The sequence below is a fragment of the Lutimaribacter pacificus genome (genome assembly GCF_900142185.1).
In the GTDB taxonomy this organism is placed as follows: Bacteria; Pseudomonadota; Alphaproteobacteria; order Rhodobacterales; family Rhodobacteraceae; genus Lutimaribacter; species Lutimaribacter pacificus.
In genome coordinates this window covers 20,381-34,859 of record NZ_FQZZ01000003.1, presented here as the reverse complement: position 1 = coordinate 34,859, position 14,479 = coordinate 20,381, and the positions used below count along the sequence as shown (strand labels likewise).

The window sequence follows — 14,479 nt, the reverse complement described above, 5'->3', positions numbered from 1 at the left end:
TGCCCCGACGGGCATTTGTTGCCAGCCTTTGACAAAATCGCAGGGGGGATGGCGGATGATCCTGACGACGACGGACAACCAGAACGACTTGCCTCGCTACTTCGCGCAAGTGTTCGAGATGGCACAGGGCATGGCGCGCGGGCGGCTGGAGTTCCTGCTGCCGGACGGCCGCCGGTTTCGCGCCGACGGGGCCGAGCAGGGCTATGCGGCCGAGCTGCATGTCCACAACCCCGACACATTTGCCCGGCTGATCCGCGATGGCGACCTGGGGTTCTGCGATGCCTATCTCGACGGCTGGTGGAGCACGCCCGACCTGCAATCCTTCATGGACCTGGTGCATGATGGCAACGACGAGATGTATGACGGCTTTCCCGGCATGGGGCTGGTGCGCGCCTATGAACGGCTGCGGTTCTGGCTGCAGTCGAACAGCAAGCGCCAGGCGAAACGCAACATCAGCCATCACTACGATCTGGGCAACGAATTCTACGGGCTGTGGCTGGATGAGACGATGACCTATTCCAGTGCGCTGTTCGAGCCAGGCCAGAACAGCCTGGAACAGGCGCAGATCGCCAAATACGCCAGCATGGTCGACCAGATGGGCGCGCAACCGGGCGATCACATCCTTGAAATCGGCTGCGGCTGGGGCGGCTTTGCCGAATACGCGGCAAGGGAGCGCGGGCTGCGCGTGACCGGGCTGACCATCAGCGAGGAGCAGTTCAACTTTGCCCGGGAACGTATTGAAAAGGCGGGGCTTTCCGACCGGGTGACGTTGAAGTTGCAGGATTACCGCGACGAAAGGGGCAGCTATGACGGCATCGCCAGCATCGAGATGTTCGAGGCGGTGGGCGAGAAATACTGGCCGGTCTATTTCGGCACCCTGCGCGAGCGGCTGAAGCCGGGGCGCAACGCCACGCTGCAGATCATCACCGTGCAGGACCGCCGCTGGGAGGTCTACAAGCGCGGCGTGGATTTCATCCAGAAATACATCTTTCCGGGCGGCATGCTGCCCGCGCCCGGCGTGCTGATGGCCGAGGTCGAAAAGGCCGGCCTGCGGGTCGCTCGCCATATCGAGTTCGGCGAAAGCTACAGCCAGACATTGCGCCGCTGGCACGACACCTTCAACGACAAGTGGGACGAGGTGGCCGGCCTCGGATTCGACGACAGGTTCCGCCGGATGTGGAATTTTTACCTGACCTCTTGCGCGGCGACTTTTCATAGCGGAAATTGCGACGTGACACAGATCACGGTGACGAAACCCGCATGACCTATACCGCCGCGCGCGTTGTGGCCGCGCTTTTCCTTGCACTGACCGGATGGGTCGCCTCGCGCGCGGTGATGGCGCAGATGGACGAGTTGCAGAATTTCGGCCTGTTCGAATACGTCAACACCGCGCTGGGCGCGGCGGTGGGCTGGGTCGTGATCGGCAGCCGCACCGGGCGCGGCATGTCGAACGCGGTGGGCGTGGGGATCACCGCGGCGGTTGTGCTGACCTTCTGGGGGCTGTTCGTGCAATCGGCGCGCGAGATGGTCATCATGGCCAACCGGCGGCTTTACGACGGCCCGCTCGAGGCGCTGATCGGCATGTTCGGCATCGGCATCGATTTCTTTTTGCAGACCATGACGCCTTCGGTCGTCGCCGCGTTGCTGTTCGGCGGCGTGCTGAGCGCGGTCTTCGCCGAAAGCGCGTCGCGCCGCTGGCTGTAGGGCATGGCGCTTTTCCTCTATGGCACGCTGCGGTATCCGCCGCTTCTTGAGATCGTCCTCGGCCGTGCGCCGGGCGGGGCGGCGGTGCCGGCGCGGCTGCCCGGCCATGCGGTGCACTGGGCCGAGGGGCAGGGCTTTCCCCTGATCGTCGCGCAAAAGGGCGGCATGGCCGAGGGGCTGCTGCTGGACGGGCTGAGCGAGGCAGAGCTTGCGCGGCTCGATTTCTACGAGGGCGGTTTCGGCTATGCGCTGCGGCCGGTGACGGTGCAGGCCGATGACGGGCCGGTGGCGGCGCAGGTCTATTTCCCCGATCCGGGGCGGTGGACGCCCGGCGCGCCGTGGGACCTGGCCGGCTGGGTGGCCGGGCACGGGGCGCTGACCCTGCGTTTCGCGCGCGAGGTGATGGCGCGGATGGGCCGCAACGATGCGGGCCAGGTCGCAGCGCTTGCCCCGTTCATCCGTGCGCGGGCCTGGGCGCAGATGCTGGGCCAGAACCCGGCCCCCACCGCGCTGCGCCGCGATGCCCGCCCCGGCGATATCGAGATATCCGAGCGGCCCACCGGGTTCGAGGGGTTCTTTCGGCTAAAGCATTTCGACCTGCGCCACCGCCGGTTCGACGGCGGGTTCAGCGACTGGTTCCAGCGCGAAACCTTCGTCGCCTACGACGCCGCGCTGGTGCTGCCTTACGATCCGAAAACCGACCGGGTGCTGCTGGTCGAGCAGTTGCGCTTTGGCCCGATCTGGCGCGACGATCCCGCGCCCTGGATGCTGGAGCCGGTCGCGGGGCTGGTGGATGCGGGCGAGGCACCCGCCGACGCCGCCCGCCGCGAGGCGGTCGAGGAGGCGGGGCTGGAACTGGGCGCATTGCAGCCGATGATGCGCGCCTATCCCTCGCCCGGCTATTCGTCTGAATTCTATCACTGTTTCCTGGGGTTGTGCGATCTGTCCGGGCCGCGCCGCGACACGAACGGGCTGCGCGACGAGCATGAGGATATCCGCAGCCACGTCATCCCGTTCGAGCGGGCGATGGCGCTGCTGGACAGCGGCGAGATCAACGCCATGCCGCTGGCCGCGATGCTGCTGTGGCTTGCACGGCATCGTGAACACCTGCGCGCATCGGCTTGAGTTCCCATTCGCGGCCCCCTACACCTGAAGGAACACAGGACAGGGGGATGCGATATGCGCATTGCACAGGATCTGGCCCAGGCCATCGGAAACACGCCGCTGATCAGGCTGCGCAAAGCCAGCGAAGTGACCGGATGCGAGATTCTGGGCAAGGCCGAATTCATGAATCCCGGCCAGTCGGTCAAGGATCGCGCGGCGCTGTTCATCATCCGTGACGCGGTGGAAAAGGGGCTGCTGGCCCCCGGCGGCACCATCGTCGAGGGCACCGCCGGCAATACCGGCATCGGCCTTGCGCTGGTCGGCGCCTCGATGGGGTTCCGCACCGTCATCGTGATCCCGGAAACCCAGAGCCAGGAAAAGAAGGACATGCTGCGCCTGGCCGGGGCCGAACTGGTCGAGGTGCCCGCGGTGCCCTATGCCGATCCCAACAATTACGTGCGCTATTCCGGCCGTCTGGCCGAGGCGCTGGCCGGGACCGACCCCAAGGGCGCGATCTGGGCCAACCAGTTCGACAACGTGGCCAACCGCCAGGCGCATATCGAGGGCACCGGTCCCGAGATCTGGGAACAGACCGGCGGCAAGGTCGACGGGTTCATCTGCGCCGTGGGCTCGGGCGGAACGCTGGCGGGCGTGGGCATGGCGCTGCAGCCCAGGGGCGTAAAGGTCGGGCTGGCCGACCCCGAGGGTGCGGGGCTTTTCAAGCTTTATACCGGGCAGGAAAACCCCGGAAACTCGATCACCGAAGGGATCGGGCAGGGGCGGATCACCGCGAACCTGGAAGGGTTCACGCCGGATTTCTCTTGCCGCATTCCCGATGCCGAGGCGCTGCCGGTGGTGTTCGACCTGCTGTCGGACGAAGGGCTGTGCCTGGGCGGGTCGTCCGGCGTCAACGTGGCGGGCGCGGTCCGCATGGCGCAGGAAATGGGGCCGGGCCATACCATCGTGACGGTCCTGTGCGATTACGGCACGCGCTACCAGTCCAAACTGTTCAATCCCGCCTTCCTGACCGAAAAGGGCCTGCCGGTGCCCGAATGGCTGACCGGGCCGGGCCGCGATGACGTGCCCGCCGTCTACCGGGATGGCTGAGTTGCGCGGGATTCGCCTGTTCCTTGCCGGGCTTGTTCTGGCGGCCTGCGCCGCAATGGCCCATGCCCAGCAGGACGAGGCCGCGCCGCCCGATGCGGCGGCGGACAGCCCCGCGCCGGCGGCCGCCGCGCAGGCCCCCGCGCCCGCAACGCCCGCCGCTGCGGTGCCCGGCTATGACGACCCGGAGTGGCAGAACCTGGCCCGACGCACCGAAGAGGCGTTGCACGCGGGCCGGGCGTCGAACTTTGCGCTGGCCACGCTGCGCGAGGATCTTGTGGACTGGCGCGCGCGGTTTTTGGGGATGCAGTCGGCCAATGGCGGCCGTATCCGCACCCTGCAAAGCCAGCTTGATGCGCTGGGCCCGGCCCCGGAGGAGGGCGAGAGCGAACCCGAACGGATCGCCGACGAACGCGCCCGGCTCAAGGCGCGGCTGGCCGAGCTGCGCGTGCCGGTGCAACTGGCGACCGAGGCGCATACCCGCGCCGACCGGCTGATTGCCGAGATCGACGCGCTGGTGCGCCAGCGCTGGACCGAGGACCTGATGGCGCGGGTCGTGTCGCCGCTCAACCCCGAGGGCTGGACGCAGGCGTGGCAGGGGCTGCGCGGCGCGCTGCGCGGTATCGCCAACGAATCGCGCAGCCAGTGGGCCAATCCGATCCGGCGCGACCAGCTGACCACCAACCTGCCGATTGCAATCGTGCTCGGCGTGATCGGCCTGATACTGATGTTGCGCGGCCGGATCTGGAGCGACTGGCTGTCGCGCCGCGTGAGCGCCCGGACACGGCGCGGCCGCGGGCTGGTGGAATTCGTGCTGTCGCTGGGCAAGTTGATCCTGCCCTTTGCCGGCATCTTCCTGGTGGCGATCGGATTGCAGCTGACCGGGATGTTCGGGCTGCGGGGCGAGAATATCGTCGAGAACCTGCCGGTCATCGCCGTCAACATCATCGTCGCCCGCTGGCTGACCTCGCTGTTGTTCACGACGCGCGACGGCGGGCGCGGCAACCCGCTGGACATGGCCGAAGAGACGCTGACACGGCTGCGCTGGCTTTTCATCACGCTGGCCTGGGTTCTGTCCGCCGGGATTTTCGTCAAGCTTCTGGCGAACGCGGCCGATATCGCCGACGATGCCCGCGCGGTGCTGCTGTTCCCGGTGGGGGCGGTCGCGGGCATCCTGCTGTGGCGCATCGGCAAGGCCCTGCGCCAGTACGACACCCCCGACGACGACGAATCCGGCCAGGTGCGGCCCTATCGCTACCTGCTGGCGGCGCTGGTGGGGCGCGCGCTGTGGCTGGTCGGGATCGGGGCGATCCTGCTGGGGGTGCTGGGCTATGCGCGGGCCTTCGACCTGCTGATCTATGCCACGACGGGCACGCTGTTCCTGCTGGGGACGGTGGCGTTGCTGCAGGGGCTGGTGTTCGACGTCTACTCGCTGCTGACCCGCAGCGAGGACGGCGCCCGCGAGGCGCTGGTGCCGGTGCTGATCGGGTTCTTCCTGACCTTCGCCGCGCTGCCGGTGCTGGCGCTGATCTGGGGCGCGCGGGTCAGCGACCTGAGCGAGCTGTGGACGCGGTTCCGCGAAGGGTTCGAGATCGGCGAAACCCGCATCTCTCCCACCGATTTCCTGACCTTCGTGCTGGTCTTCGCCCTGGGCTATACTGCCACGCGGCTGGTGCAGGGCGCGCTGCGGACCACGGTGCTGCCGAAAACGCGGCTGGATACCGGGGGGCAGACCGCCGTGGTTTCGGGGCTCGGCTATGTCGGGATATTCCTGGCGGCCGTAATTGCCATCACCACCGCGGGGATCGACCTGTCCGGGCTTGCCATCGTGGCCGGTGCGCTGTCGGTCGGCATCGGGTTCGGCCTTCAGACCATGGTATCGAACTTCGTCTCGGGCATCATCCTGCTGATCGAGCGCCCGATAAGCCAGGGCGACTGGATCGAGGTCGGCGGGCAGATGGGCTATGTGCGCAACATCTCGGTGCGTTCGACCCGGATCGAGACCTTCGACCGCACCGACGTGATCATTCCGAATGCCGATCTGATCAGCGGCACCGTCACCAACTACACCCGCGGCAATACCGTGGGCCGGGTGATCGTGCCGGTGGGCGTGGCCTATGGCACCGATACCAAGCGGGCCGAGAATATCCTGCGCGAGGTGGCCGAGGCGCATCCGATGGTCCTGCTGCAACCGCCGCCCGCGGTGGTGTTCCAGGGCTTTGGCGCCAGCAGCCTGGATTTCGAGATCCGCGCGATCCTGCGCGACGTGAACTGGGTGCTGTCGGTGAAATCCGAGATGAACCACGAAATCGCCCGCCGCTTTGCCGAAGAGGGGATCGAGATCCCGTTCGCGCAGCGCGATATCTGGCTGCGCAACCCCGAGGTATTGCCGGGCGGCCGTGCGGCGGCCGAAAAACCCGAACCGGCCGATACACCGCCCGCCACCGAGAGCGACAGGGCCGCCCGCACACCGCAAACCCCGCATCTGGATGCCGACGACATGGACGGCGACGGCCCCGACGGGGACGGGCGATGACCGGGCTTCGCGGCCGGCCCGGCGACGGCGGGTGTCTGGCTGGCATGGCCGGGTGGCGATCCGCCTGACCGGCTGAGGATCAGTCCGGCTCTCCGGGCAGTTCGTCGGGATCGGGTGCGAAGGCCGAGGAGGGCCGCGCCGCGCGCTCGCGGGATTCGGGGGCGGGGGGAATGTCGCCCTCGTCCTCGGGCAGCCCCTCGCGCGAGAGCAGGATCGCGATGGGGCGCAGCGCCGGTACATGGCTGCACACGATCATCATCCCCACCATGATCGGCACCGAAAGGAACATCCCCGGAATGCCCCAGACCGCCGCCCAGAAGGCCAGGCTGATGATGATCCCGAACGAGGACAGCCGCAGCGCGCGCCCCATCAGCATCGGGTCGATCACGTTGCCGTTCACGAACTGGATCGCCCCGGCGATCAGGAAGATGGCCAGGGTCATCGCCGGATCGGCGAATTGCACATAGGCCACCAGCGCCAGCAGCACCGTGGCGACGATCGAGCCGATATTGGGGATGTAGTTCAGGATGAAGGTGATCACCCCCATCGCCACCGCCAGTTCCAGCCCGAAGATCTGCGCCAGGCCAAAGATCATCAGCCCCGTGACCGCGCTGACCAGCGTCTTGACCAGCAGGTAATAGTTTACCCGGTGAATGATCGACCCGACGATGCGGCCCACCCGCTCGGCCTGGGCAGGGTCGCCGAAGAAATTGGTCAGCTTGGTGGAAAACCAGATCCGCTCGGCGAACAGGAAGCCGACGAACAGGATCACCAGGACCGTGCCCTGCATCAGGTTGCCGGCCTGGCCCGCAAGCGAGCGCAGGTAGCCCGACACCTCGACCGTGCGCACCGAGTTGAACACCGCCTGTTCCACGTCCTCGCCCATCCAGGCGAACATCGCCGCCAGCGCCTCGGGCGCGCGGTCGGTATAGGTCAGCGTGGTGAACAGCACCGTGTTCACCTGCGTCAGGATGATCGAGGTCAGCGTCAGCAACGCGGCCGAGATCAGCGCCAGCGCCACGACCGAGGCCAGCCAGTTCGGCACCCGGAACGGCCCGACCCGCTGCCGCGCGATGAAGTTGATCGCGTCCGAGGTCAGCGCGAACAGCACGATGGCCGTGGCCAGCGAGATCAGCAGGAACCGCGCCTGAACCAGCAGGAACAGCACGACCGCGAAGGCGATGATGACAAGCGCCCCGGTCTGCAGCCGGTATGGATCGGGCCGGCGCGTGCCGGTGCCCTGGGTCTTTGGGGCGGGCATGTCGGTATTGGGGCGGTTCATTCCTGTCCTGTCATTCTGCGTCCGCGAACGAGTATGGGTCATGCCGGGGCAAGAGGCAACGATGCGCAGGGCAATGCAAGATCGGTCTTGTGTTCCGGTCGCGGCTGCGGCTAGAACACGCCGCACGGAGAGGTGGCCGAGTGGTCGAAGGCGCACGCCTGGAACGCGTGTAGGCGGGAAACCGTCTCCAGGGTTCGAATCCCTGTCTCTCCGCCACCGACATTCGTCTCGCATTCCAGTGTCCAAACTGCGCAGAATTCCTGCGGAATTCCCGACGCTTACGTCGCTCTGCGACGGGTCTTGTCAGATTAACTTGTCTTGAGGCGGGCAGCGGGCTTTCGTAGCTTCAGAGCATGACCAAACGCTCCCCGTTCAAGTATTTCAAAACCAGTCCCGAGATCATCCGTCTGGCGGTGATGCTCTATGTCCGGTTCCCGCTATCGCTCAGAAACGTCGAAGACCTGCTGCACGAGCGCGGCATCGACGTCAGCCATGAAACCATCCGGTTCTGGTGGAACAGGTTCGGGCCGATGTTTGCGTCGGAGATCCGCCGGCGGCGTGTTCAGCAGCTGCGAGCCTTTTCCCGATGGCGGTGGCATATCGACGAGGTTTTCGTGAAGATCAACGGTGAGCGGCACTACCTCTGGCGAGCTGTCGATCACGAAGGCGAGGTGCTTGAGAGCGTCGTCACAAAGCGAAGAAACAAACGCGCCGCATTGAAAATGCTCAGGAAATTGATCCGGCGATATGGTCAGGCAGAGGTGCTGGTAACGGATCGGCTTGCTTCCTACAAAGCAGCGCTTCGCGACATGGGGTGCGAAGACCGGCAAGCCTGTGGTCGTTGGCTTAACAACAGGACTAAGAACTCACACCTTCCATTCCGACGACGAGAACGCGCGATGCAGCGGTTTCGGCGAATGCAAAGTCTGCAGAAATTTGTCGCCATCCATTCCTCCATTTTCAACCACTTCAACCAGGATCGCAGCCTCTCCAAACGGGACCACTTTAAGCAGAACCGAATCGCTGCTCTGGCCGAGTGGCGCGGTCTCTGCGCGGCATAAGGGACAGCGTCGCTGTCCTTGCAGAGACGAGTTCGAATTCGTCTGACAGCACCTGCTAGAGGTGACTTGCAGCCGATCCGAACTCAACTCTTTATGCCAGTCGTATCAATTTACTCTTGTTATCGTGTTGAGGTCTATGAGCCCCTTCAAGTGTCGAGAAATGTCTTGAGGAGTCTCTCCACCTTTTATCAACACGCCGGCCTCCAGGTTCTTTTCCATTGCATGCCCGGTGAAGTTTGCGCTGGTTATGAAGATCGTGTCGTCATCGGCCAAAGTGATCTTTGCATGGACACGTCCCCCTCCCGTCTCGACATGCCGTTCGGAAAACAGCACAGATCCGTCGACAAGATCGCGGTGGTGATCGTCGGGTGGATGCCGCGCGTGGTGCGTGTATCTGGACCTGTCACGGGATTGTTCCGCTCCTTTGACTTGGTATCTTGCCACAAAGGAGAGACATCGATGGCATCGAAACCAACCCCGGAATACTGCGCCGAAGCAATGCGCGTAGCGTCGACGAGCGGTCTGCCGTGGGACTTTGGAGATAGCGCTCAAGGTGCGCCGCTTACGCGTCCGCAAGTCAGAAAAGACCAGTCACGTCACCGCTCGATTTTGAACTAGTGAACTATACAGTGTATGCAAAATCAACGGGTCTCTTCTCCAATGATCAGCGCAGTTCCGAGATAGCAGATCGAGAAAGGGGCGATCGCTCCAAGCCAGATTGCCGGAAGCTGATCGGGTCTTTCGAGTGCTTCGCGCAAGAGAACAATGGATGTGGGTGCCGCAACCCAGATGATAACCAGCAGAAAGGCCGTAGCCAACAAGGCTCCGATAGAAAGCTGGATTACCATATGCCGCAGCATGAATGTTCCTTCCATGTCAATGGCAGGGAGCGGATGTGCCCGCCGCGCAACCCTGAACAGCCGGCCTCAGCGATTGTTCCTGCAGCAACGCCAGAGCCTGTCCAATGGATGGACAATGGTTCGGTGGGGTAACTCAGAACTCGGTTCGGGGCTGCAAATGATGAAGACGGAAAATCATCACCATGCAGCGTCAGTGCCCAAACAAACGGTCTCAAAAGATCTGTCGGGTAAAACCCATATTGCGAGGAAAGCAATATCTTGGGCTCGACCGGCCGCGCGGTCGGCATTGGGAACATTCCTCTCTCCCGCCTGTTTCTCGCCGCAATGTCCGGCGTTGCGTGCCGGCTCGCAGTCAGGAGAAATCAGATGGACCCACAATCGACAATACGCCTCAGGACCGGGCACGACATGCCACGCCTGGGATTGGGAACGTGGCAATTGACCGATGGTACGGCGGGCGCCATCGAGGAGGCGCTTCGTATCGGCTATCGCATGTTCGACACAGCCGTGGATTACGGTAGTCAGGCTGGTCTCGGAATGGGGCTGCAGCGCAGCGGCATCGAACGTGGCGACATCTATATCGTCACCAAAATCGAGGAAGACGATACACCTCTCGATGCTGTCCGGCGGGATCTGGACGAACTCGGCCTTGATTACGCAAATCTGACCCTGATCCACCGGCCGCCGGAGAACGGAGCCGGTGAGGCGCTGTGGGAGGGGCTTATCCGGGCACGCGAGGATGGGCTCGTGCGCGACATTGGCGTGAGCAACTATTCCTCGGATATGCTCGACACACTGGCCGCCGCTACAGGGGAGACGCCGGTGGTCAACCAGATCGAATGGAGCCCGTTCGGTCACAGTGACGTGCTTCAGGACCACCATCGCGCACGAAACATCGTACTCATGGGCTATAGCCCCCTGACACGTGGCGAACGGCTGGATGATCCGCAGCTTCATGACATTGCGGCGCAGCACCAACGGACCCCGGCCCAGATCATTCTACGCTGGAACCTGCAACGCGGAATCGTTCCCCTCCCCAAAGCCAATCAGACCAGCCATATCGAGGAAAACTTCGCGCTCTACGATTTCTCGCTGTCCGATGATGACATGCAGCGCATCGACCGCATGAACGAGATGTGGTCGGCTCTGGGGAGTTCCGTCGCATATGCATGATACCGTCGGGGGCTTCGTCGCGCCCGAAACGCTCTTGCGGCGAGCACCCGCGGGGAGTGCAGGCCTCCACCCGTTCCGTGCGAACAATCTTGCGCGCTGCAGGTTGGGAGATCAGGAGCAACCGGCAGCAAGGAGAAACGAGATGCCTGCGAAATCTAAAGCACAGCAGAAGGCGGCCGGAGCCGCCCTGTCTGCGAAACGCGGCGATACCAAGGTAAGCGAACTGCAGGGCGCCTCAAAGGACATGTACGACTCGATGTCCGAACGGGAGCTCGAGGAAATGGCCTCAACGAGTCGTAGTGGAAAGCCCCAGCATGTCGGCGACAAGTGAGGACGGGCGCAACGCTCGCGGAGGTGATGCGGGTCGGCCCCCCATTGCTCCACGCGAAGCCGGGTCCGGTTCAAAGGACGGACCGCGCACGCCGGATCTGTACACTGTGTTCGGTGGCACCGGGTTTTTGGGACGCCGGATCGTCCGGCACCTGCTGCGCGACGGTCGGCGTGTAAGGATCGTCGCCCGGCATGCACAGCATGCGACACAGGCCGGAGAGGCAGGGGCCGAGGTCCTTTGTGCCGACATCACGAATGCCGAGGACGTGGCGCGGGCGGTGAAAGGATCGGAGGTCGTGGTAAATGCGGTGAGTCTTTACACGGAAACGGCCGCGGTCAGCTTCGATGACATCCATGTTGCCGGTGCGGGCAGAGTGGCAGCCCATTGCACAGAGACCGGTGTCCGGCGGCTGGTGCATATTTCCGGCATCGGGTCCGATCCAGAGGCCGGTGATGCCTATGTGCGGGCGCGTGGCAGGGGAGAGGCGGTGGTGCGAGAGGCCTGCCCCGATGCCGTGATCGCGCGCCCCGCCGTCATGTTCGCGCAAGGCGAGGCATTGGTTGGAACCATCCTGCGCCTGTTGCGCCGTATGCCGATTTATCCCCTGTTTGGCGACGGCGAGACACGCTTGCAGCCTGCGCATGTGGGCGATGTTTCCCGCGCCGTGGCCAATGCCCTTCAGGTGGAAGACGCGCAGCCGGTATACGACCTCGGCGGGCCCCAAGTTTACACCTACCGCGACCTCGTCCAAGCCATTGCCCGGTCCGCAGGGCTTCGCGCGCACCTTCTGCCGGTTCCGTTTCCGCTGTGGTACGCCATGGCGCTCGGGGCGGAGAGGTTGCCCGGCGCGCCGCTGACCCGTCACCAGGTCGCATTGATGGAACGCGACAACATCGCGGACAAGGACGGGATGCGTGCCCTCCAGGTTACACCGCGTCGGCTTGAACCCATCGTGCAGGAAATTGTCCAGGGCCGGTAAGGCAACATGACCACAGGCGCAGGGTTACGTCCGCACGATGCTCGGTGAGCACGAGGCGGGCGCGGGCTGCTCGGGCAGACCATCCGGTGGCCCATAGACGGGGATACCGGACCCCGGCTGGAACATCGGATGCGATATTTTGTTCGTTCGTCAGGGCAACCATGATCGAAAGGAGGTATCCATGTCTGATACGAACGCAGACGCCCATCCCGCCCGCACCGAACGGACCGGTGTACGGAACCGCTCCGGCGGCTACGTCGCCACGTTGGTTCTGGCCGCCGTTGTGGGTGTGTTCGGGCTGCTGATCCTCGCAGGGGGCATCTGGCTGATCTCGCTCGGCGGAAGTTGGTATTATGCCATTGCGGGCATCGGCCTTTGCGTGACGGCGTGGTTTCTGACCGGACCGTCGGTTATGGCGCTCTGGGTCTATCTGGCGACCTATGCCTTTACAGTCGTCTGGGCGCTCTGGGAGAAGGGATTGGATGGCTGGGCACAGGTGCCGCGGCTGGTTGCGCCGACGGTGATCCTCGTTCTGGTCCTTCTGACCCTGCCGGTGCTGCTCAAGGGGCGCCGCAGTCCCTGAAGATCTTCTGTCCCACCCGTCACACAGCAACAGGAGTCGTGCCATGACGCAATATTCCAAAGACCGTGTGCAGTCCCGCCAGCCAGGGAGCGAGCACAAGATGGAGCCCCTCCCCGAGTATGTCCCTCGCTTTCCGGGAGCGGGGCGGCTTGAAGGGCGAGTCGCTATCGTTACCGGTGGCGATTCCGGGATCGGCCGCGCCTCGGCCGTACTGTTCGCGCGCGAAGGTGCGGCGGCGGTGGCGATCGTCTACAAATGCGAAGACCAGGATGCCGAGGAGGCGCTGGCTGCTATCCGCGCCGAAGGGGCAGAGGCCCTTGGTCTGCGTGGCGACCTCGGCAACCGCGCCTTCTGCTTCACAACGGTTTCCGAGGTGGTCGATCGGTTTGGCCGGCTCGATGTATTGGTGAACAACGCCGGTGAACAGCACGCACAGGACAAGTTCGAAGACGTGTCGCAGGATCAGATCGAGGCGACGTTCCGCACCAACATCTTCGGCCAGATGTATATGGTGCAGGCCGCGCTGCCGCATCTGCCGGAGGGCGGGGCGATTATTGGTATCACCTCGGTCACCGCTTATCGCGGTCAGGATCAGCTCATCGACTATTCCGCCACGAAGGGTGCTGTTTTGTCCTTTGTCCGGGCGCTGGCTCACAAGCTCGCGCCGCGGGGTATAAGGGTGAACGGGGTAGCGCCGGGGCCGATCTGGACACCGCTGATCCCGGCCTCCTTCCCCCCGGAGAAGGTCGAAGGCTTCGGTCAGAGCAGCATGATGGGCCGTCCTGGTCAGCCGAATGAGGTGGCGCCTTCGGTGCTCTTCCTGGCTTGCGATGACGCCTCCTACATGACCGGGCACATCCTGCACCCGGACGGTGGCGCACCGACCGCCGATTAGTCACCCTTGCACTGCATAGATGCCGGCGGCGATGGCGCTGCCGATGACGGCGAGGCCCAGCAGGGCGAGCACGCCATCTTGCAAGAGGATCGTCAGCGCCAGCAGCGTCACCGCGGCGCCGAGGATGGACGAGGTGAAGGGCACCAGTTCAAAGACCGGCATGGCCGCGCCACAAAGCGCGCAGACCAGATAGATCAGCCGGTCGGCCGGGGGGCGGACCAGAAAAGACAGCCGTTTCCCCGTCTGCCGGTCGATCCAGCGTGCCGGCCGCCGCAGCCATTCCGCGGCTTTTCGCAGCTTGTCGGACGGCACCTCCCGCCGCATCAACCAATGCGGCAGCCAGAGGTGGTGCCGCCCGAACACGAGCTGCCCCGCCACCAGCAGGATGAGGATGCCGCAAAAGCTCGAGAACAGCGGTATTCCCGAAAGCGGCGTGATAACAGCCAATGCCGGAGCCATCAGCACCGGCACGAAAGAGGCGCGGTCCAGCCCTTCGATAATGTCGCCGAACGAGGTGTGGTCGTCATGTGCCGCATCGTGAAGCCGGTCCACGACGTCCATCATCGTGCTTGGCGGGGCGTTCCGTCTTTGGTCTGCGGGATTGGTCATTCCGAAAGCCTCCGTTCCGGGGAAGGGCTGGCGTACCAGGCCGCCAGTAGTGCGATCGCATCGTCGGTCAGGGCGCATTTTGCGGCCCGCATCTTCGCCGAACTTTGCCACACCCCGTCGCGCCACAGGTGGAACTGGCGCGCCTGACAGACATGATTGTGTCCGGCCAGCGCATCCGGGCCAGCGCCTCGCCGTCCGATAGTGAACCGACGGGTGGGGGGAGATGTTCCTCGGGTTCGGCGGTGAAGTGCCCGGCAA

15 protein-coding genes and 1 tRNA gene are annotated in these 14,479 nt (G+C 64.4%); 12 read left to right on the top strand and 4 right to left on the bottom strand.

Features of this window, described 5'->3' with window-relative positions; genetic code table 11:
• Window positions 1-55 precede the first annotated feature (55 nt).
• The 5 genes from F3H87_RS08960 to F3H87_RS08940 are packed head-to-tail and all read left to right on the top strand — an operon-like array spanning window position 56 to window position 6,448.
• Window positions 56-1,264 carry an SAM-dependent methyltransferase gene (locus F3H87_RS08960; RefSeq protein ID WP_149789273.1) on the top strand — a complete coding sequence of 403 codons (1,209 nt, stop codon included), beginning with the start codon at window positions 56-58 and terminating at the stop codon, window positions 1,262-1,264.
• Complete coding sequence (locus tag F3H87_RS08955; RefSeq protein ID WP_149789274.1) at window positions 1,261-1,704, top strand: TrgA family protein; 444 nt, start codon at window positions 1,261-1,263, stop codon at window positions 1,702-1,704. The genes F3H87_RS08960 and F3H87_RS08955 overlap by 4 nt, the downstream gene beginning before the upstream one ends.
• Window positions 1,705-1,707: 3 nt before the next feature.
• On the top strand, window positions 1,708-2,829 hold the full coding sequence (locus tag F3H87_RS08950; RefSeq protein WP_149789275.1) for an NUDIX domain-containing protein: 1,122 nt from the start codon (window positions 1,708-1,710) through the stop codon (window positions 2,827-2,829).
• A 54-nt stretch (window positions 2,830-2,883) separates the two neighbouring features.
• Complete coding sequence (locus F3H87_RS08945; protein WP_149789276.1) at window positions 2,884-3,915, top strand: cysteine synthase A; 1,032 nt, start codon at window positions 2,884-2,886, stop codon at window positions 3,913-3,915.
• Between the two features lie 55 nt (window positions 3,916-3,970).
• Window positions 3,971-6,448, top strand: a complete 2,478-nt coding sequence (locus F3H87_RS08940) for a DUF3772 domain-containing protein (RefSeq protein WP_407657171.1) — start codon at window positions 3,971-3,973, stop codon at window positions 6,446-6,448.
• Window positions 6,449-6,527: 79 nt separating this feature from the next.
• Here the strand turns inward: F3H87_RS08940 and F3H87_RS08935 are convergent, their stop codons facing one another.
• Window positions 6,528-7,709 (bottom strand): AI-2E family transporter, encoded by a 1,182-nt coding sequence (locus F3H87_RS08935; protein WP_149789313.1) that lies wholly within the window; start codon window positions 7,707-7,709, stop codon window positions 6,528-6,530.
• Window positions 7,710-7,856: 147 nt separating this feature from the next.
• Here F3H87_RS08935 and F3H87_RS08930 point away from each other — a divergent pair.
• Together F3H87_RS08930 and F3H87_RS08925 are read left to right on the top strand one after the other, a co-directional pair.
• Window positions 7,857-7,946, top strand: a tRNA-Ser gene (locus tag F3H87_RS08930).
• A 137-nt stretch (window positions 7,947-8,083) separates the two neighbouring features.
• A complete protein-coding gene (locus F3H87_RS08925) occupies window positions 8,084-8,791 on the top strand; it encodes an IS6 family transposase (RefSeq protein ID WP_149789278.1) in 708 nt (235 codons plus the stop codon).
• Window positions 8,792-8,896: 105 nt separating this feature from the next.
• On the opposite strand, the gene F3H87_RS22145 is transcribed toward F3H87_RS08925, so the two are convergent.
• Entirely contained in the window at window positions 8,897-9,124 is a 228-nt protein-coding gene (locus tag F3H87_RS22145) for a phospholipase D-like domain-containing protein (RefSeq protein WP_223228017.1), read from the bottom strand.
• Window positions 9,125-9,432: 308 nt separating this feature from the next.
• Window positions 9,433-9,651 (bottom strand): hypothetical protein, encoded by a 219-nt coding sequence (locus tag F3H87_RS08915; RefSeq protein WP_149789279.1) that lies wholly within the window; start codon window positions 9,649-9,651, stop codon window positions 9,433-9,435.
• A gap of 408 nt (window positions 9,652-10,059) precedes the next feature.
• Between F3H87_RS08915 and F3H87_RS08910 the strand changes: the two genes are divergently transcribed.
• The 5 genes from F3H87_RS08910 (at window position 10,060) to F3H87_RS08890 (ending at window position 13,612) form a co-directional block, all read left to right on the top strand.
• Complete coding sequence (locus F3H87_RS08910) at window positions 10,060-10,824, top strand: aldo/keto reductase (RefSeq protein WP_149789280.1); 765 nt, start codon at window positions 10,060-10,062, stop codon at window positions 10,822-10,824.
• A 142-nt stretch (window positions 10,825-10,966) separates the two neighbouring features.
• The gene (locus F3H87_RS08905) at window positions 10,967-11,155 is read left to right on the top strand and encodes a DUF3008 family protein (RefSeq protein WP_149789281.1); all 189 of its coding nucleotides are present in this window, start codon (window positions 10,967-10,969) and stop codon (window positions 11,153-11,155) included.
• 106 nt (window positions 11,156-11,261) lie between these two features.
• On the top strand, window positions 11,262-12,134 hold the full coding sequence (locus tag F3H87_RS08900; protein ID WP_262974979.1) for a complex I NDUFA9 subunit family protein: 873 nt from the start codon (window positions 11,262-11,264) through the stop codon (window positions 12,132-12,134).
• A 181-nt stretch (window positions 12,135-12,315) separates the two neighbouring features.
• Complete coding sequence (locus F3H87_RS08895; RefSeq protein WP_223228016.1) at window positions 12,316-12,717, top strand: glucose dehydrogenase; 402 nt, start codon at window positions 12,316-12,318, stop codon at window positions 12,715-12,717.
• A gap of 43 nt (window positions 12,718-12,760) precedes the next feature.
• On the top strand, window positions 12,761-13,612 hold the full coding sequence (locus tag F3H87_RS08890; RefSeq protein WP_149789283.1) for an SDR family oxidoreductase: 852 nt from the start codon (window positions 12,761-12,763) through the stop codon (window positions 13,610-13,612).
• On the opposite strand, the gene F3H87_RS08885 is transcribed toward F3H87_RS08890, so the two are convergent.
• The gene (locus F3H87_RS08885) at window positions 13,613-14,221 is read right to left on the bottom strand and encodes an exopolysaccharide biosynthesis protein (protein WP_149789284.1); all 609 of its coding nucleotides are present in this window, start codon (window positions 14,219-14,221) and stop codon (window positions 13,613-13,615) included.
• Between the last annotated feature and the right edge of the window lie 258 nt (window positions 14,222-14,479).